Consider the following 17612-nt stretch of genomic DNA (forward strand, 5'->3'; position numbering starts at 1 on the left):
CATGAGGGAGTGGACCCACGCCGAGCACACCGCGGCCGCCGCCGCGGAGATCACCCGGATGGCCGACGTCCTGCGCGGACGTGACCTGTCCGTTTCCGTGCTCACCTGTCCAGGCTGGGATCTGGCGAGGCTCACCGCCCACACCGGAGGCGTGCATCGGTGGGTGGCCGCCATGGTGCGGGACCTGGCCGAGAGGCGCCACGACCGCGACGGCATGGACATGGGCCTGCCCGCCGACCCGGCCGGATATGCCGCCTGGCTCGGCGAGGGCGCCTCCTTCCTGCCCGAGGCGCTGCTGTCGCGGGATCCACAGGCGCCGATGTGGTCCTGGGGAGGGGAGAGGCGGGTGCGGTTCTGGTCGAGGCGGATGCTGCACGAGACCCTGGTGCACCGGGTGGACGCCGAGCTCGCGCTGGGCGTCCCAATCGCGATCGACGAGCACGTGGCGGCCGACGGGGTCGAGGAGTTTCTCGACGTCCTGCCGCATGTGAAGTGGAACCCGGACGTGGCCGAGATCAGGGGCGGTGGTGAGACGATCTCGCTGCAGGCCGACACCGGAGCCGGGTGGGTGATCACTCTCGACCCCGACCGCTTCCACTACCACCGGTCCCTGCAACCGGGCACCGTGACCGTGCTCGCCGCCACGTCGGCCGACCTGCTCCAGGTCGTGTGGGGACGCCGCAGCCCCGACGACTACGCGATCGAGGGGGACGGCGGGCTGCTGGGCTGGTGGCGAGGGCTCGCCCGGATCTAGGCTCACCCGGTTTCCCGGGCAGGTCCCCGATCTGGAGGGGGAAGGCAAAACAGCCGTCCGAGGTTCGGCCAAGACACGACAGGGAGCGCACGGGGCTCGCCGCCGTGATCACGGTCCCGTGGTGTCATGACTTCATGATCAAGATGTCTCAGGCGATCACCTCGGCGGTGCTCGTCACCACGGGACTGTGCTTCGCCGGTCTGTCCGGCGGCGCCGCGCTCGCGGACTCCGGTTCCTCCGTAATGACCGTGGAGGGGAGCCGCCCTCAGATCACGGTCGTGGGAGAGGGCAGCGTGTCCACCACCCCCGACATCATGCGACTGGACACCGGCGTCGAGGTGCGCCGTCCCACCCCCGGTGAGGCTTTCACCGCGGCCCGTGCCGCCGCCGCCGACCTGACGCATGCGCTGCTCGCGGCCGGGGTCGCGCCGAAGGACCTGCGGACCGACGAGCTCACCCTCGCCCCCGAGTACAAGGACTACCCCACGATCTCCGGATACCGGGCCACGCAGGGCGTCGAGGCCGTGGTACGCGACCTCGACAAGGCGGACGACGTGGTGGACGCGGCGGCCGCCGCCGGAGAGGCGGTCCGGTTCGACGGCGTCACCTTCGAGGTGTCCGACAACCGTGTGCCGCTCAGGCTGGCGCGCGACATCGCGTTCAGGGACGCGAAGAGCCGTGCCACGCAGTACGCCAGGCTCGCGGGCCGCGGGCTCGGCCGCGTCATGGAGATCACCGAGCAGAACGTCACCCCGCCGACGCCGTTCGTCGGTTTCGCCGCGGCCGTCGACAGGTCGTCGATCAGCCCCGGCCGCAAGAACGTCTCCGTCAGCGTCAGGGTGGTCTACGAGCTCGAATAGGCCCCGCTCACGCGGTGCTCCCCCGACCCCGGGTACGCGACAGGTCCCCGGCACGCGACGGGCCCCGGCGGGTCACCACCCGCCGGGGCCCGTCCATCTTGAGGTCCCTGAGGTCCCTGAGGTCCCTGAGGTCAGGGTGGAGCCGCAGGGACCCTCAAGCCCGGCAGGATCAGATCGTGAGACCTTCCTCGGCCGAGGGCCTCGCCACGAGGTCAGGGCAGGGCCAGCATCCGGTCCAGGGCGACCCCGGCCCAGTGGGTGGTGTCGGCGTCCACGGTGATCTGGTTGACGACCTGGCCGGAGGCGAGCGACTCCAGCGCCCACACCAGGTGTGGAAGGTCGATCCGGTTCATCGTCGAGCAGTAGCAGACCGTCCGGTCCAGGAACGTCACGTTCTTGTCGGGGAACATGGCGCCGAGCCGCTTGACCAGGTTCAGCTCGGTGCCCACCGCCCAGGAGGATCCGGCCGGAGCCTCCTCGATCTTCTTGATGATGTACTCGGTCGAACCGACGTGGTCGGCCTTGGTGACGACCTCGTGCCTGCATTCGGGGTGGACCAGCACGTTGACGCCGGGGATGCGGGCGCGGACGTCGTCCACGCACTCGGGGCTGAAGCGGCCGTGCACCGAGCAGTGCCCCTTCCACAGGATCATCTTGGCGTTCCCGAGCTGCTCGGCGGTGAGGCCGCCGTTCGGCCGATGCGGGTTGTAGACGACGCAGTCCTCCAGCGACAGGCCCATCTCCAGCACCGCGGTGTTGCGGCCCAGGTGCTGGTCGGGGAGGAAGAGCACCTTCTCCCCGCGTGAGAAGGCCCACTCCAGGGCGCGCCTGGCGTTGGAGGAGGTGCACACGGCACCGCCGTTGCGCCCGCAGAACGCCTTGATGTCGGCGCTGGAGTTCATGTAGGTGACGGGGACGGTGATTCCGGCGATCCCCGCGTCCTCCAGGGCCTCCCAGCACTCCTCGACCTGGTCGAAGGTGGCCATGTCGGCCATCGAGCATCCCGCCGCGAGGTCGGGCAGGACGACCTTCTGGGAGTCCGACGTGAGGATGTCGGCGGATTCGGCCATGAAGTGCACACCGCAGAAGACGATGTACTCGGCGTCGGGCCGGGCCGCGGCCTCCTTCGCGAGTTTGAACGAGTCGCCCGTCACGTCGGCGAACTGGATGACCTCGTCGCGCTGGTAGTGGTGGCCCAGCACGAAGACCCTGTCGCCGAGTGCCGCCTTCGCCCTCCTGGCGCGCTCGACGAGCGCCGGATCGGAAGCGGACGGCAGCTCGCCGGGACAGTCGACGCCGCGCTCGCTGTGCGGGTCGATCCCCCTGCCGAGGACGAAGAGCGGAAGCCCGGTCTCGGTGGTCGTCACGGCCACACCCCCTTATCGTCTAAGTGACGACTAATGATGACACACAGGATTGGGGCTTTATTCCGGGGGAGGGGTCTTTGTCCAAAGGTGGATGGTTCTGGCGGCTGAGGAATGTGTGCCGAGGGACGGGTGTTGGTAGCGTCTGAGAAGGACGTCAAAAAAGACAGCCGTTCCCGGGGAGCGGCCGACGCAGACGCGGGAGTCACCAACATGTCGGTTGAGAGCAGCGAGACCACGGCGCAGGGCCTGATCCTCAGTTCCGCGGCCGCGGCGAAGGTCAAGAGCCTGCTGGAGCAGCAGGGCGAGGAAGGTCTCCAGCTGCGCGTGGCCGTGCAGCCCGGCGGCTGTTCCGGCCTGCGCTACCAGCTCTTCTTCGACGACCGTTCGATGGACGGCGACGTCGTCTCCGACTTCGACGGCGTGAGCGTGGTCACCGACCGGATGAGCGCCCCCTACCTCGTGGGCGCCACCGTCGACTTCGTCGACACGATCGAGAAGCAGGGCTTCACGATCGACAACCCCAACGCCACCGGCTCGTGCGCCTGCGGCGACTCGTTCAACTAGGCGAGTTACCCGCGAGTCGGGCAAGCGAGAATGTCCGGCCCCGCGGGGGTGACATTGGTCACCCCCGCGGGGCTTTCGCATGCGCGGCCGGGATAGCACGCTGACACGAGCGGGACGCGAGCAAGGTCGCGTATTCTTGCGTGGCTCATCTTCCCGCGTGGACCAACCGCCCGCGTTCCCAGAGATGCTGACAACGAGGAGAAGAACCCCGTGCGCATCGCCGTCACCGGCTCAATCGCGACCGACCAACTGATGACCTTTCCCGGCCGCTTCAGTGACCAGCTCATCGCCGATCAGCTTCACCGGGTCTCCCTGTCGTTCCTCGTGGACGACCTGCAGGTCCGCCGCGGCGGCTGCGCGGCCAACATCGCGTTCGGAATGGGCTGCCTGGGCCTCAGGCCCGTCCTGGTCGGCGCGGTCGGCTCCGACTTCGCCGACTACCGCTCCTGGCTGGAGCGCCATGGCGTCGACTGCGAGTCCATCCACATCTCCGAGACGCACCACACCGCGCGCTTCCTGTGTACGACCGACGAGGACCACAACCAGATCGCCTCGTTCTACACCGGCGCGATGGCCGAGGCCCGCCTCATCGAGCTCGGCCCGGTGGCCCAGCGGATCGGTGGCCTGGACCTGGTGCTGATCAGCCCCAACGACCCCGAGGCGATGCTCAGGCACACCGCCGAGGCGCGCCAGCGCGCGATCCCGTTCGCGGCCGATCCCTCCCAGCAGCTCGCCCGTATGCCCGGGGAGCAGATCCGTGAGCTGGTCGACGGCGCCGCCTATCTGTTCGGCAACGACTACGAGAAGGGCATGATCGAGCAGAAGACCGGCTGGAGCGACGAGGAGATCCTCGGCAGGGTCGGCGTCCGCGTCACCACGCTCGGTCCCAAGGGCGTCGTCATCGACCGCAAGGGCGAGCCGTCCCTGCACGTCCCCTCGGCGCCGGAGCTCGGCAAGGTCGACCCCACCGGCGTCGGCGACGCCTTCCGTTCCGGTTTCCTCGCCGCCCTGGCCTGGGGGCTGTCCCTGGAGCGCTGCGGCCAGGTCGGCAACCTCACCGCCACCCACGTCCTGGAGCGTGTCGGCGGCCAGGAGTACGAGCTCGGCCAGAAGGTCTTCCTGGAGCGCCTCGCCGACGCCTACGGCGCCGACGCCGCGGCCGAGGTGGCCGCCTTCGTGAAGTGCCACCACGCCTGAGCCGCCGCGCCTGAGCCACCGCGCCTGAGCCACCACGAGCCACCAGGCCTGTGACGCTCCTCCCGAGTCGCCACGGCCGTGACCGTCATCCCTGAGCCGTCACGGCCGCGACGCCTCCTCTGAGCCGTTGTGTCGCGGCGGTTCTTCGGGCCCATGTCTTTCCCGGGCACCGTGTTCGAGCCGCCGATCGGACCACCGGCCGGGCCGTCGCCCGGCGGTGGCCCGGCCGGTGCCGCCGGTACGGCGGCCACCGTCAGGCACCTGTGCCGGTCGGGTGCCTGGTGTCAGAGATTCGCGTAGACGCGATGCACGAACTCGGCCATCTTGTCGTCGGGCAGTTTCCTCGCCAGATCGGCTTCGGTGATCATGCCGACGATGCGGCCGTCCTCGATCACCGGCAGTCTCCGGATCTGGTTCTCCTCCATCTTGGCGAGCGCCTCCTCGACGCTCGCGTCCGACGACACCCAGACCAGGCCGGTGGCGAGGTCTTCCGCGGTCGTCGTGGAGGGGTCGAGGCCGTGTGCCACGCACTTGACCACGATGTCGCGGTCGGTGATGATCCCCTTCAGCCGGTCGTCGCTGCCGCAGATGGGCAGGGCACCCACGTTCATGTCCCGCATCATCTGCGCCGCCCGGTCGAGCGTCTCGTGCGCCTCGACGCACCTGACCCCGGTGTGCATCAGATCTCTCGCCGTCTCACCGCTCATGTCGTCCCCCCGAACTGTTTGGGCGTGTTTTCGGGGAGGGTCATACCCAATTTCAGGACATGTCAGTAATTGCGGCGCACATGGATGGCCCAGCCGCCCTCGGGGAGCTCGTGGCTGCCCACGTGGTGGTGTGACTTCAACCGGCACCAGGCCGGGATGTCGGTGAAGGCGGCCGGGTCGTCGGCGAGGACCGCGACGATCCCCTCGCGCGGCACGTCGTTGATCTGGGCCGCGAGCATGATGATCGGGATCGGGCACTTCTTGCCCAGCGCGTCGATCGTGAGGGCGGGAGGCTGCGCCGATCCCGCCGGGGTGGCCTGGCTGGAGGTCATCGCGTCTTCACTCCCCGAATGTTGATCAAAGCTTGACCCCCGCCTCCTCGCGGATCCTGCGCACCATGCCCGGCAGGACGGAGAGGAAGCGGTCGACATCCGCCGTCAAGGTGCCCCGGGGTAGCGAAACGCGGACGTTCCCGTGTGTGAGCACGCCCATGGCCTCCAAAACATGCGACGGACGAAGCGTACTCGCCGTGCAGGAACTGCCGGACGACACCGAGAACCCGGCCTTGTCGAGCTCGGTGAGCAATGCCTCACCTTCCACGTAAAGACACGAAAAGGTGACAATGTGCGGTGCCCGGGCGACCGGATCACCGATGACCTCGACGTCGGGGACGAGCCGGGGCACCTCGGCCCTGACACGATCCACGAGCGCCGAGAGCCTGGCGGACTCCACGGCCGACTCGGCCACCATGGCACGCAGCGCGGCGGCCGCCGCGACGATCGCGGGGACGTTCTCGAACCCGGGGACCCGGCGGCGCTCGCGGTCGTCCTCGGGCAGCGGGGTGCGCCACCGGGTGCCCTTGCGGACCACCAGCACGCCGACCCCGGCGGGGCCGCCCCACTTGTGCGCGCCGGCGGCGAGCACCGACCAGCCGGGGGGCGGCGGCATCCTGCCCACCGTCTGGGAGGCGTCCACCAGCAGGGGCACCCCCGCCTCCGCGCAGGCCGCCGCCGCCTCGGCGACCGGCTGGAGCGTGCCGACCTCGTGGTTGGCGCTCTGCAGGCAGGCCAGCGCCGTGCCCTCGGCGCGGACCGCCTCGCAGAAGGCGTCGGGGTCGACCGCACCGGTGATGCCGACGCCGACCGTCTCGACCGAGCCGCCGTCGCGCTCGTGGACCCCCGCCGCGTGCAGCACGCTGGAGTGCTCCACGGCCGAGGTGACCAGGCGGCGGCCCGTCCTGCGGCGCCCGTGCAGGGTGCCGAGGACGCCCAGGTGCACCGCCTGGGTGCCCGAGGTGGTGAAGGAGACCTCGTCGGGCCTGGCGCCCAGCGCCTCGGCCACCTCGATACGCGCCTGTTCCAGTAACATCCTTGCCCGGCGGGCGGCACCGTACAGTCTCGCGGGGTCGGCCCAGCCGACGTCGAGGGCCGCGATCAGAGCCTCGCGAGCCTGGGGGTGCAGCGGCTCCGTGGAGGCCGCGTCGAAGTACGCCACCTCTCAATCGTCGCACCACGCGCGGTGCGTGCGGGGGCTGCGGGGGAGGGCGAGGGTGGTCCGCGCTAATGTGTCCCCCAGCGTGAAGCTGTGAACTACGAAATCTTGAACGTGAACAAACGACCGCCCAGGAGCGACTCCTGGGCTTCATCTGTGGGGTAGGCGATCCGTGAGTCCGACCCGCCGTTCTGCACGGCGTCCGTTGGCCCGCCGCCGGGTGCCGCGCGCTGCCGCTCTGGCACTGCTGCTGGTTTCCCTGACGGCGTGCAGTGCCGAAGACTGGTCCCGAGCCGGCTTGCCCGAGGGCGTCACCAAGCAGTCCGAAGCCGTTCAGAGTCTGTGGAACGGATCGTGGATCGCCGCCCTCGCCACCGGTGTGGTCGTGTGGGGCCTGATCCTGTGGTCCGTCGCCTTCCACCGTAAGAAGAAGAACTCCAAGGACGAGTTGCCGCCTCAGGTGCGGTACAACCTCCCGATCGAGATCCTCTACACGGTGGTGCCGATCATCATGGTCGGCGTCTTCTTCTTCTTCACCGCGCGCGACCAGAACTACATCACCAGCATGTCCGAGAAGCCCGACGTGACGGTCAAGGTCGAGGGCTTCCAGTGGAGCTGGCGCTTCACCACGGAGTACAACGGCAAGACCGCCCAGGTGGTCGGCCAGCCCGCCCTCGACTACACCAAGGGGCCTGAGCTGGTGCTGCCGACCGGTAGCAAGGTGAGGTTCGACCTCCACTCGCCGGACGTCATCCACTCCTTCTGGGTCCCGGCGTTCCACTTCAAGCTCGACGTGATCCCCGGGGTGAACAACAAGTTCGAGATCGACACCCTGGACAAGCCCGGCGTCTATGCCGGCCGCTGCGCCGAGCTCTGTGGCGTCGACCACAGCCGGATGCTCTTCTCGGTGAAACTCGTGCCCCAGGCCGAGTTCGACCAGTACATCGCTAGCCAGGCGGGTGCCCAGTGACCGCACTTAACGAACCCCTTGTCCACTCCCCGGTGCCGACCCGTAAGGGCTCGATCATCACGAAGTGGGCGTCGTCCACCGATCACAAGATCATCGGACACCTCTACCTCATCAGCTCGTTCATCTTCTTCCTGATCGGCGGCGTGATGGCGCTGATCATGAGGGCGGAGTTGGCGCAGCCCGGTCTGCAGTTCACCAGCAACGAGCAGTTCAACCAGCTGTTCACCATGCACGGCACGATCATGCTGCTGATGTTCGCGACCCCGCTGTTCGCGGGCTTCGCCAACGAGCTCATGCCGCTGCAGATCGGCGCCCCCGACGTCGCGTTCCCGCGGCTGAACATGGTCAGCTACTGGCTCTTCACCTTCGGCAGCCTCATCGCCCTGTCGGGTTTCATCACCCCGGGCGGCGCGGCGAGCTTCGGCTGGTTCGCCTACACCCCGCTGTCGAACGCGATCAGCTCGCCCGGGATCGGCGGCGACCTGTGGATCGTGGGCCTCACCATCAGCGGTCTGGGCACCATCCTCGGCTCGGTGAACTTCATCACCACGATCATCTGCATGCGCGCGCCCGGCATGACGATGTTCCGCCTGCCGATGTTCACCTGGAACGTCCTGCTCACCTCGATCCTGGTGCTGATGGCCTTCCCGGTGCTGGCCGCCGCGCTGCTCGCGCTGGAGGCCGACCGCAAGCTCGGCACGCACATCTTCGCCCCGGAGACCGGCGGTGCGCTGCTCTGGCAGCACCTGTTCTGGTTCTTCGGGCATCCTGAGGTCTACATCATCGCGTTGCCGTTCTTCGGCATCGTGACCGAGATCCTGCCGGTCTTCAGCCGCAAGCCGCTGTTCGGCTACATCGGCCTGGTCGGCGCGACGATCGCGATCGCGGGTCTGTCGATCACCGTGTGGGCGCACCACATGTTCCCCACCGGACAGGTGCTGCTGCCGTTCTTCTCCTTCATGACGTTCCTCATCGCGGTGCCCACCGGGGTGAAGTTCTTCAACTGGATCGGCACCATGTGGCGCGGCCACCTGTCGTTCGAGTCGCCGATGCTGTTCTCGATCGGCTTCCTGGTGACCTTCCTGTTCGGCGGCCTGACCGGCGTCATCCTCGCCTCCCCGCCGCTGGACTTCCAGGTCTCCGACTCCTACTTCGTGGTCGCGCACTTCCACTACGTGGTCTTCGGCACCGTGGTCTTCGCGATGTTCGCGGGCTTCTACTTCTGGTGGCCCAAGTTCACCGGCAAGATGCTGAACGACACGATGGGCAAGATCCACTTCTGGACGCTGTTCATCGGCTTCCACACCACCTTCCTGGTGCAGCACTGGCTCGGCGCGCAGGGCTTCCCGCGCCGCTACGCCGACTACAGCCCGATCGACGGGTTCACCGACCTCAACATGATCTCGTCGGTGGGCGCGTTCCTGCTGGGCGCCTCCACGCTGCCGTTCCTGTACAACGTGTGGAAGACCCACAAGACCGCTCCGAAGGTCACCGTGGACGACCCGTGGGGTTACGGCAACTCCCTCGAGTGGGCGACGTCCTGCCCGCCGCCGAGGCACAACTTCACCTCGCTGCCCCGTATCCGGTCCGAGCGCCCGGCGTTCGACCTCAAGCACCCGCACATCCCGGCCCGTGAGCTGGAGGAGAGCCGATGAAGGTCCAGGGCTGGCTGTTCATCCTCTGCGGCGTCTTCTTCGCCGCCGTGGACGTCGTCTACTGGTACTGGTCGAGGGAGCCGGTCGGCACGACCGCGATGGCCATCTCGGTGGGCTTCGCGTTCATGATCGGTTACTACCTGATGTACACGGCCCGCCGCATCGGCGACCAGCCGGAGGACGACAAGCAGGGCGAGATCAGCGACGGCGCGGGGGAGCTCGGCTTCTTCAGCCCGCACAGCTGGTGGCCGCTCTTCGTCTGCCTCGCCGTCGCGCTCAGCGCGGTCGGCCTGGTCATCGGCTGGTGGCTGTTCCTGATCGGCGTCTTCGCGATCGTGATGAGCATGATCGGTTTCGTCTTCGAGTACTACCGGGGCAACTTCTCGCACTGACCCCGCGCTTCTCGCCACAAACCGGGCGGGCCACGGAAGAGCTTCCGTGGCCCGCTTTTTGGCGTTTATTGGACGCTCAAGATGGCCGTCTTATGTGGCGAACCGCTTACTCCGGGTAATAACTGACTCAGTGGTTCAGTCCGGGACAGGGGAGTTCATGTGGGGCACGCGATCCGTGGTTCGAGCCAGGGAGCGGGACTGCTTGCCCTCGCACTGGTGACGGCCTCCTGCTCGGGAAACACCGCCGTACAGGGCGAGAAGACGCCGCAGGCGTCACAGAATCCGGCCGCCGCCGCGGCCGTCGTCACCGTGGCCCCCCTCGACAGGGCCAACGGGGTCGCCACGGACACGCCCGTCCTGGTCGCGGCGCAGGGCGGCACCCTCAAGCAGGTCGCCGTGAAGGCCGTGAAGGGCGCCAAGGGCTCCCTGCCGGGCGTTCTCAGCGCCGACGGCACACAGTGGCGCAGCAGCGGCCTGGCGGCTCCCGGGGCCTCCTACGAGGTCTCCGTGACGGCCGTCAACCCGGAAGGCGCCGTCACCACCAAGACCTCCTCCTTCTCCACGGTGAAGGGCAACGAGACCTTCACGATCGAGAGCTTCATGCCGGGCAGGGACTCGACCGGCCTCACCGTCGGCGTCGGCATGCCGGTGATGATCACCTTCGACCGCGACGTCACCGACCGCGTCTCCATCGAGCGCAACCTTCTCGTCCGCACCTCCAGGCCGGTCCTGGGCGCGTGGCACTGGTTCGACAACCGGAACGTGCACTTCCGGCCGAAGAACTTCTGGCCCTCGGGCACCAAGGTCAGGGTCGAGGCCCGCCTCGCGGGGGTGCGCGGCGGTGACGGCCTCTACGGAGCCGCGAACAAGGTCGTCAACTTCAAGATCGGCCGCTCGCAGATCACCCGGGGCACCATCCAGTCGCACAACCTCACGGTGAAACGCAACGGCAAGGTCGTCCGCGAGATGCCGATGAGCGCCGGGCAGGGCGGCGACTGGAAGTACCACACGACCAGCGGGGTGCATCTCGCCATGTCCAGGGAGAACGTCACCGTGATGACCTCCCCGGGCATCGGCCCCGGTTCCGCCGGCTACTACCAGCTGACCGTCTACGACACCGTCCGCATCTCCAACAGCGGCGAGTACATCCACAGCGCCCCGTGGTCGGTCGGCTCCCAGGGCAACTCCAACGTCAGCCACGGATGCGTCAACGTCAGCCCGAGCAACGCCAAGTGGTTCCTCGACAACACCCTGATCGGGGACCCGATCATCATCACCGGCTCGCCCCGCGTCCTGGAGCCCACCAACGGGTGGGGCCACTGGCAGGAGAGCTGGAAGGAATGGCTCAAGTGGAGCAGCCTCAAGCACTTCACCACCGACGACGTCTGACGGTCCCGACGCGAGGACGCGGTTGAGCGCCTCGGGGCGGGGACGGCCGCTGGCCGCGGCGCCCTGAAATCCGCTGAGGGCGGGAGACGCGCTCAGCGGCCCCCGACTTCTCACCTGCTCCCAAAGCCCCCGAGAAGTCCTCTGAGGGCCTTCCGGGGGCATCGTGGCAGCTCAAGCGTCTCCCGACCCGCGAAGGACCCGTGAACGACGAGGGGCCCGGACACCGTGTGGTGTCCGGGCCCCTCGGGTGGCCGGGTGGTGCCGGCCGTGACGGATCAGCGGGTCAGGGACTTGTCCTCGCCGCCCTGGCCGACCGTCGCGTGCTCCTCGTGGCTTCCGTCGCCGATGGCGTGGTGACCCTCGCCGTGGCCGTGGCCGTCGTCCAGCGGGATCTTCTCGCCGCCGTACGCCGCGCTCATCTTGGCGCGGAGTCGGCCGAGCGGGCCGCGCATCCCCTTGGAGGGGATGTCGTCGCGACTCTTCGGACCCGCGCCGTCTCCGGAGACGATCGGGACCGCCTCCTTGCCCCGCATGTGGGCCTCGATCGCCTCGTGCGGCGGTACGTGGACCTCGATGTACTCGCCGTGGGGCAGCCGCTTGATCACACCGGACTCCACGCCGTGGCTGATGATCGCCGCGTCGCTGCGCTGCAGGCCGAGGCAGATCCGGTAGGTGACGATGTAGGCGATCACGGGACCCGCGATGACCAGGAACCGGCCGGCGTAGGTCGTCCAGTTCAGCGAGATGTGGAAGAACGCGGAGATCTCGTCGTTGGCGCCCAGCAGCCACAGGACACCGTAGAACGTGATCGCCGACATGCCGATCGCGGTGCGGTGCGGGTTGTTGCGGGGACGGTCCACGACGTGGTGCTCGCGGCGGTCCCCGGTGACCCACTGCTCGATGAACGGATACAGCGCCAGGCCCGTCATCACGATGCCCATCGGCACCAGGGCCGGGATGAGCACGCTCATCGCGACCGTGCCACCCGCGCCGCCGAAGAGGTTGAGCTCCCAGGCGGGCATGAGGCGCAGCGAGCCTTCGAGGAAGCCCATGTAGAAGTCGGGCTGCGAGCCCGCCGAGATGTCGGCGGGGGTGTAGGGACCGTACAGCCAGATCGGGTTGATCTGGGCGAAGGTGCCCAGCAGCGCGATGACCCCGAAGGTGAACATGAAGTAGGCGCCGGCCTTGATCATGAAGGCCGGGTAGAACGGCGCGCCCACCACGTTCTCGTTGGTGCGGCCCTTGCCCGGCATCTGCGTGTGCTTCTGGACCCACATCAGGATCATGTGGGCCGAGATGAGCGCCAGCAGGATGGCCGGGATGAGCAGGATGTGCAGCGAGTAGAAGCGGGCGATGACGTCCTCGCCCGGGTACTCGCCGCCGAAGAGGAAGAACGTGAGCCAGGTGCCGATCAGCGGCAGCGAGATCGCCACGCCCTCGGTGATCCGCAGACCGGCGCCGGAGAGCAGGTCGTCGGGGAGGGAGTAACCGGTCAGGCCCGCGAGCAGCGCCAGCGTCAGCAGCAGCACGCCGATCAGCCAGTTGAACTCACGGGGCTTGCGGTAGGCGCCGGTGAAGAACACCCGCAGCATGTGGACCATCATGCCGCCGATGAACAGCAGGGCCGCCCAGTGGTGCATCTGCCGCATCAGCAGGCCGCCGCGCACGTCGAAGCTGATGCTCAGCGCCGAGGCGTACGCCTCGGACATGACGACGCCCTGCAGCGGACCGTAGGACCCGGTGTACTCGACGTGGCCCATGCCGGGCTTGAAGAAGAACGTCAGGAACGTGCCGGTCAGCAGCACGACGATGAACGAGTAGAGGGCGATCTCACCCAGCAGGAACGACCAGTGGTCGGGGAAGATCTTCCGTAGGTTGCGCCGCAGGAAGTTTCCCGCGCCGATGCGGTCGTCGACGTAGGTGCTCGCGCCCTCGATGGGCTTCGGAACGGTCTCCATGCTCATTACTGTTGGGCTCCGTTCTCACGGACCTCGGCCTCGGCGTCGCCGCGCTCCCAGAAACTGGGGCCGACGGGGACCGGGAAGTCCGCCGTTGCGACGAGGTATCCCTCATTATCGACGGCGATCGGCAGCTGAGGCAGGGGCCGGGCGGCCGGGCCGAAGATGACCTTGGCGCCGTCGGCGGCGTCGAAGGTCGACTGGTGACACGGGCACAGGATGTGGTGGGTGGTCTGCTCGTACAGGGCCGCGGGGCAGCCGACGTGCGTGCAGATCTTGGAGTACGCCACGATCCCGTCGTGTGTCCAGTTCAGGTTAGTTCCTGATTTGAGCTCCTCTGGACGGAACTTGATCAGGATCAGTGTGGCCTTGGCCAGCGCGTTCAGGTCGTGCTCGTATCCCTCGGGTACCACGGAGAGGATGCCGCCCGGGGAGTTGAAGTCGGCGGCCCTGATGGGGGAGCCGCTTCCCTCGACGATGAGCTTGCGCTGCTTGCCGTCCTTGGTCTTCTCTCCCCAGACGGTGTGCCGGAGCTTGGCGGGGAAGTCCGAGTAGCTCGGGCCGAGGTCGCGCAGCAGGACCAGCGGGGCGAGGCCGAGAGGGGCGGCGGCGAGCAGCAGGGTGCGGCGCAGCAGCGGGCGCTTGAGGATGCCGCTCTCGTTCGCGCCCTGCACGAAGGTCGTGCCCACATAGGACCTGGTCTCTGAGTCGGAGGCCATCGGGTGGCGCTCCTGGATCAGGTTGTACTTGGGCATGACCATGCGGGCCCAGGTCGTCATGCCCGCGGCCAGCCCGAGCAGCGCCAGCGTGAGCGAGGCGCCCAGGGCGAAGTTGGAGACCTGCGTGGTCTCGAGGTCGCCGACCTGGAAGACCACGTACGACACCACGAAGCCGATGCCGCCCAGGAAGGCGACGAGGAAGCACAGGGCGGCGTACCGCTCGCCCTTCCTCGCGGTCGCCTCGTCCTGCGGGGTCACACCGGGCACCTGGACGGGCTCAGCCCTCCTCGGCTCCTCATGGCCGAGAAGGGAGGTGCTCGCCGCCGGGGAGGGGGTGCCGATCACGCGCTTGGGCGCGCGCTCCTCCGGCTGTTCGATGTCGTGATTGTTGTCAGTCATTTGGCCTGTCGCCTCTTCGCGGTGATCCAGATGGCGGCCAGGGAGAGGAGGCTGAGGCCGACGATCCAGGCCACCAGACCCTCCGTGACCGGGCCGATGCGGCCGAGACCGGCGCCACCCGGGTTGGGCTCCTCACGCACGCCCACGATGTAGGCGATCATGTCCCGCTTCTGCTCGGGGGTGATGATGCTGTCGTTGAACACCGGCATCGCCTGCGGACCGGTGATCATCGCCTCGTAGATCTGCCTCTCGGTGGACTCGTGGAGCGGCGGCGCGTACTTGCCCTGGGTCAGGGCGCCGCCGGAGCCGACGAAGTTGTGGCACTGGATGCAGTTGGCGCGAAACAGCTCGCCACCCCTGGCCTTGTCGCCCTTGGAGGCGTCGACCTGCTCGTCGGTCGGGATGGTCGGGCCACCGCCGAGTGACTGCACGTAGGCGGAGAGCTGCCGGATGGTGTCCTCGTTGACCCAGGGCGCCGGGGGCTTACGCGGTGCCTGCGCGCCGGGGTTGGCCAGGGGCATACGGCCGCTGCTGACCTGGAAGTCCACGGAGGCGGCGCCGACGCCGATCAGGGTCGGACCCTGGGCGGTGCCCTCGGCGTTGAGCCCGTGGCAGCTGGAGCAGCTCTGCTCGAAGAGCTTCTTGCCCTCCGCCACGTCGTCGGCCCTGCCGGAAGCGATGGCGGCGTCGGCCTGCCGGCTCGGGGAGATCGAGAGCACGACGGTGTAGACACCGCCTATCAGGCCCAGGGCCAGAAGCAGGACGGCGTATCTCGCGAGGGGATGCCGCCGCCCAGCGGTGATCCTATTCACAGAGATCCCCGATTCCTTAGTGAATGCCATAGATGGTTACGAAAAGCCCGATCCAGACCACATCGACGAAGTGCCAGTAGTAGGACACGACGATCGCGCTGGTCGCCTGCTCACGGGTGAAGCGCTTCGCGGCGTACGTGCGTCCCAGCATGAACAGGAACGCGATCAGTCCACCCGTCACGTGCAGGCCGTGAAAGCCGGTGGTGAGGTAGAACACGGAGTCGTACGCGGAGTGCGACAGCGTGTGCCCCTCGTGAACCAGCTCGCTGTACTCGTACAGCTGGCCGGCCACGAACACGGAGCCCAGCACGAAGCTGACGATGTACCAGAAGCGCAGCTTGGCGACCTGGCCCTTCTCGGCCGCCCACACGCCCATCTGGCAGGTCACACTCGACAGGACCAGGATGGTCGTGTTGGCCAGGGCGAAGGGGACGTTCAGATGGGCCTCTGGCCAGGGCAGTCCCTGGCCGATGCTCACCGACCGGATGGTGAAGTACATCGCGAACAGCGCCGCGAAGAACATGAGCTCGGAGGACAGCCAGACGATCGTCCCGACGCTGACCAGATCGGGCCGGCGGGACGAGTGTGCTGTCGTCGTCGTTGAAATTGCGGATGCTGTCGCCACGGGCAGCATTATTGCGGCTCTCCTGCTCGGGTCGCCGCACGACCCCCCGTTAGGGGGTACCTACGCCCCCCCAAAGTGGACGTATAGGGCAATTTTCTCGGCGCTGGCTCCGGCCTGGGTCTCCGGAGCGGCCGACCGGTAGCATCCCAGGTGACCATACATCGACGAGGGATAGTGAGCGCGACCGTGAGCACCGACGACAAGATGAGGGTTCTCGTCTACAGCGACGACGCGAGCACCCGCGAGAAGGTGCGGCAGGCGATCGGCCGCCGCCCCGCCGGAGACGTGCCCCTCGTGGAGATCGTGGAGTGCGCCACCCACGCCAAGGTCGTCCAGCACTTCGACTCCGGGGAGATCGACGTCGCCGTGCTCGACGCCGAGGCTCGGCCGGCCGGAGGCATGGGCGTGGCCCGCCAGGCCAAGGACGAGGTCCACGACTGCCCGCCGATCTGCCTGCTGATCGCCCGCCGCGACGACCGCTGGCTCGCCGAGTGGTCGCGCGCCGAGGCCGTCGTGCCGCAGCCGATCGACCCGGTCGTCCTCGCCGAGACCGTCGCCGACCTGATGCGACGCCGCTCCGCCACCCGCCTGTCCGCCCGCTAGCCCCTCGGAACCCCCCTCTGGAGAGACCTCTGATGGACGCGCGCACCACCTGGCCAGCGCTGTTGTCCGCCCTGCTCGCGGGCGAGCACCTGACGGCCGACGAGACCGCCTGGGCGATGAACCAGATCATGTCGAGCTCCGCCACACCCGCCCAGATCGCGGGCTTCGCGGTGGCGCTGAGGGCGAAGGGCGAGACGGTCGCGGAGGTGACCGGCCTGGCGCGCACGATGCTGGAGCGGGCCACCCCGCTCTCGGTCGCCGGTCCCGTCGTCGACGTGGTCGGCACCGGCGGCGACCGGGCACACACCGTCAACGTCTCGACCATGGCCGCGATCGTGGCCGCCGCGGCGGGGGCGAGGGTCGTCAAGCACGGCAACCGGGCCGCCTCCTCCTCCTGCGGCGCCGCCGACGTCCTGGAGCACCTCGGGATCGTGCTCGACCTCGCCCCGGCCGACACCGCGAGGGTCGCCGTGGAGGCCGGGATCGCCTTCTGCTTCGCGCCGGTCTACCACCCGGCGCTGCGCTTCGCGGGCCCGCCGCGCAAGGAGCTCGGCATCCCCACGGTCTTCAACTTCCTTGGCCCGCTGACCAACCCGGCCAGGCCCGCGGCCCAGGCGATCGGCATCTTCGACGAGGGCATGCTCCCCGTCGTCGCGGGCGTCTTCGCCGAGCGCGGGGTCTCCGCCCTGGTCTTCAGGGGTGACGACGGGCTGGACGAGCTCACCATCGCGACGACCTCCACGGTCTGGGTGGTGCGCCAGGGTGCGATGGAGAAGGTGGTCTTCGACCCGGCCGCCTTCGGCGTCCCCAGGGCGGCGCCCGACGCGCTGCGCGGGGGGGACGTGGAGTTCAACGCCCAGGCCGTCCGCGACCTGGTCGGCGGCAAGACGGGACCGGTCCGTGACGCGGTGCTGCTGAACGCCGCCGCCGCGCTGGTCGCCCTCGACGGCGCGGGTGAGGGCGCGGGCGCCGGTGACGACCTGAACGCCGCGCTGGCCGCGGGCTACGAGCGCGCGACGCGGGCCGTCGACTCCGGTGCCGCCGCCGAGACCCTCGACCGCTGGATCGAGGTCAGCCGGGCGCTCACGCCGTCCTGACCCTCGATCGCCGGGTCCTCCCCTCTTGGGCGGATGGAAGATCCGCCCAAGAG

At 68.5% G+C, this 17612-nt stretch carries 18 protein-coding genes; 10 read left to right on the forward strand and 8 right to left on the reverse strand.

The window, feature by feature from the left end; all coding sequences use genetic code 11:
- The first annotated feature begins 1 nt into the window (after position 1).
- Together ABZ664_RS03090 and ABZ664_RS03095 are read left to right on the forward strand one after the other, a co-directional pair.
- Entirely contained in the window at positions 2 to 754 is a 753-nt protein-coding gene (locus tag ABZ664_RS03090; RefSeq protein ID WP_362502098.1) for a maleylpyruvate isomerase family mycothiol-dependent enzyme, read from the forward strand.
- A 134-nt stretch (positions 755 to 888) separates the two neighbouring features.
- A complete protein-coding gene (locus tag ABZ664_RS03095; protein WP_362502100.1) occupies positions 889 to 1614 on the forward strand; it encodes an SIMPL domain-containing protein in 726 nt (241 codons plus the stop codon).
- Between the two features lie 212 nt (positions 1615 to 1826).
- Here the strand turns inward: ABZ664_RS03095 and nadA are convergent, their stop codons facing one another.
- On the reverse strand, positions 1827 to 2981 hold the full coding sequence (nadA, locus tag ABZ664_RS03100; RefSeq protein ID WP_362502102.1) for a quinolinate synthase NadA: 1155 nt from the start codon (positions 2979 to 2981) through the stop codon (positions 1827 to 1829).
- A 210-nt stretch (positions 2982 to 3191) separates the two neighbouring features.
- On the opposite strand from nadA, the gene ABZ664_RS03105 reads away from it, so the two are divergent.
- Positions 3192 to 3545 (forward strand): iron-sulfur cluster assembly accessory protein, encoded by a 354-nt coding sequence (locus tag ABZ664_RS03105; RefSeq protein ID WP_030910261.1) that lies wholly within the window; start codon positions 3192 to 3194, stop codon positions 3543 to 3545.
- Between the two features lie 210 nt (positions 3546 to 3755).
- Complete coding sequence (locus tag ABZ664_RS03110; protein WP_362502104.1) at positions 3756 to 4742, forward strand: carbohydrate kinase family protein; 987 nt, start codon at positions 3756 to 3758, stop codon at positions 4740 to 4742.
- 284 nt (positions 4743 to 5026) lie between these two features.
- On the opposite strand, the gene ABZ664_RS03115 is transcribed toward ABZ664_RS03110, so the two are convergent.
- From ABZ664_RS03115 to ABZ664_RS03125, 3 genes are all read right to left on the reverse strand, one after another.
- Entirely contained in the window at positions 5027 to 5449 is a 423-nt protein-coding gene (locus tag ABZ664_RS03115) for a CBS domain-containing protein (RefSeq protein WP_362502106.1), read from the reverse strand.
- 62 nt (positions 5450 to 5511) lie between these two features.
- A complete protein-coding gene (locus tag ABZ664_RS03120; protein WP_362502108.1) occupies positions 5512 to 5781 on the reverse strand; it encodes a sulfurtransferase TusA family protein in 270 nt (89 codons plus the stop codon).
- Between the two features lie 25 nt (positions 5782 to 5806).
- Positions 5807 to 6943 carry an aminotransferase class V-fold PLP-dependent enzyme gene (locus ABZ664_RS03125; protein WP_362502110.1) on the reverse strand — a complete coding sequence of 379 codons (1137 nt, stop codon included), beginning with the start codon at positions 6941 to 6943 and terminating at the stop codon, positions 5807 to 5809.
- A 295-nt stretch (positions 6944 to 7238) separates the two neighbouring features.
- Here ABZ664_RS03125 and coxB point away from each other — a divergent pair, with 295 nt between their 5' ends.
- The 4 genes from coxB (at position 7239) to ABZ664_RS03145 (ending at position 11346) form a co-directional block, all read left to right on the forward strand.
- On the forward strand, positions 7239 to 7910 hold the full coding sequence (coxB, locus tag ABZ664_RS03130; RefSeq protein ID WP_362502112.1) for a cytochrome c oxidase subunit II: 672 nt from the start codon (positions 7239 to 7241) through the stop codon (positions 7908 to 7910).
- A complete protein-coding gene (gene ctaD / locus ABZ664_RS03135) occupies positions 7907 to 9565 on the forward strand; it encodes a cytochrome c oxidase subunit I (protein ID WP_362502114.1) in 1659 nt (552 codons plus the stop codon). The genes coxB and ctaD overlap by 4 nt, the downstream gene beginning before the upstream one ends.
- Complete coding sequence (locus tag ABZ664_RS03140; RefSeq protein ID WP_362502116.1) at positions 9562 to 9957, forward strand: cytochrome c oxidase subunit 4; 396 nt, start codon at positions 9562 to 9564, stop codon at positions 9955 to 9957. The genes ctaD and ABZ664_RS03140 overlap by 4 nt, the downstream gene beginning before the upstream one ends.
- A 159-nt stretch (positions 9958 to 10116) precedes the next feature.
- Positions 10117 to 11346: an Ig-like domain-containing protein gene (locus ABZ664_RS03145; RefSeq protein ID WP_362502118.1), complete on the forward strand. Its 1230-nt coding sequence runs from the start codon at positions 10117 to 10119 to the stop codon at positions 11344 to 11346.
- A gap of 275 nt (positions 11347 to 11621) precedes the next feature.
- Here the strand turns inward: ABZ664_RS03145 and ABZ664_RS03150 are convergent, their stop codons facing one another.
- Genes ABZ664_RS03150 through ABZ664_RS03165 form a run of 4 tightly spaced genes read right to left on the reverse strand, consistent with a single transcriptional unit; the run spans position 11622 to position 15868 of the window.
- Positions 11622 to 13310 (reverse strand): cytochrome bc complex cytochrome b subunit, encoded by a 1689-nt coding sequence (locus ABZ664_RS03150; protein WP_362502120.1) that lies wholly within the window; start codon positions 13308 to 13310, stop codon positions 11622 to 11624.
- Positions 13310 to 14422 (reverse strand): Rieske 2Fe-2S domain-containing protein, encoded by a 1113-nt coding sequence (locus ABZ664_RS03155; RefSeq protein ID WP_362502122.1) that lies wholly within the window; start codon positions 14420 to 14422, stop codon positions 13310 to 13312. The genes ABZ664_RS03150 and ABZ664_RS03155 overlap by 1 nt, the downstream gene beginning before the upstream one ends.
- Positions 14419 to 15234, reverse strand: a complete 816-nt coding sequence (locus tag ABZ664_RS03160; protein WP_362502124.1) for a c-type cytochrome — start codon at positions 15232 to 15234, stop codon at positions 14419 to 14421. The genes ABZ664_RS03155 and ABZ664_RS03160 overlap by 4 nt, the downstream gene beginning before the upstream one ends.
- A gap of 16 nt (positions 15235 to 15250) precedes the next feature.
- Positions 15251 to 15868, reverse strand: coding sequence for a heme-copper oxidase subunit III (locus ABZ664_RS03165; protein WP_362502126.1), 618 nt, complete (start codon positions 15866 to 15868; stop codon positions 15251 to 15253).
- 195 nt (positions 15869 to 16063) lie between these two features.
- On the opposite strand from ABZ664_RS03165, the gene ABZ664_RS03170 reads away from it, so the two are divergent.
- Complete coding sequence (locus tag ABZ664_RS03170; RefSeq protein WP_362502258.1) at positions 16064 to 16462, forward strand: hypothetical protein; 399 nt, start codon at positions 16064 to 16066, stop codon at positions 16460 to 16462.
- Positions 16463 to 16494: 32 nt separating this feature from the next.
- Positions 16495 to 17559, forward strand: a complete 1065-nt coding sequence (trpD, locus tag ABZ664_RS03175) for an anthranilate phosphoribosyltransferase (RefSeq protein ID WP_362502128.1) — start codon at positions 16495 to 16497, stop codon at positions 17557 to 17559.
- The last annotated feature ends 53 nt before the right edge of the window (positions 17560 to 17612 follow it).

Source organism: Streptosporangium sp. NPDC006930 (assembly GCF_040635605.1).
In the GTDB taxonomy this organism is placed as follows: domain Bacteria; phylum Actinomycetota; class Actinomycetes; order Streptosporangiales; family Streptosporangiaceae; genus Streptosporangium.

Excerpts from the sequence above, each read along its gene's own strand:
- ABZ664_RS03120 (WP_362502108.1), bottom strand. The coding sequence starts at position 5,781 with ATGACCTCCAGCCAGGCCACCCCGGCGGGATCGGCGCAGCCTCCCGCC.
- trpD (WP_362502128.1), top strand. The coding sequence starts at position 16,495 with ATGGACGCGCGCACCACCTGGCCAGCGCTGTTGTCCGCCCTGCTCGCG.
- ABZ664_RS03140 (WP_362502116.1), top strand. The coding sequence starts at position 9,562 with ATGAAGGTCCAGGGCTGGCTGTTCATCCTCTGCGGCGTCTTCTTCGCC.
- ABZ664_RS03095 (WP_362502100.1), top strand. The coding sequence starts at position 889 with ATGATCAAGATGTCTCAGGCGATCACCTCGGCGGTGCTCGTCACCACG.
- ABZ664_RS03165 (WP_362502126.1), bottom strand. The coding sequence starts at position 15,868 with ATGCTGCCCGTGGCGACAGCATCCGCAATTTCAACGACGACGACAGCA.
- ABZ664_RS03090 (WP_362502098.1), top strand. The coding sequence starts at position 2 with ATGAGGGAGTGGACCCACGCCGAGCACACCGCGGCCGCCGCCGCGGAG.
- ABZ664_RS03155 (WP_362502122.1), bottom strand. The coding sequence starts at position 14,422 with ATGACTGACAACAATCACGACATCGAACAGCCGGAGGAGCGCGCGCCC.
- ABZ664_RS03105 (WP_030910261.1), top strand. The coding sequence starts at position 3,192 with ATGTCGGTTGAGAGCAGCGAGACCACGGCGCAGGGCCTGATCCTCAGT.
- ABZ664_RS03115 (WP_362502106.1), bottom strand. The coding sequence starts at position 5,449 with ATGAGCGGTGAGACGGCGAGAGATCTGATGCACACCGGGGTCAGGTGC.
- ABZ664_RS03170 (WP_362502258.1), top strand. The coding sequence starts at position 16,064 with ATGAGGGTTCTCGTCTACAGCGACGACGCGAGCACCCGCGAGAAGGTG.
- ABZ664_RS03150 (WP_362502120.1), bottom strand. The coding sequence starts at position 13,310 with ATGAGCATGGAGACCGTTCCGAAGCCCATCGAGGGCGCGAGCACCTAC.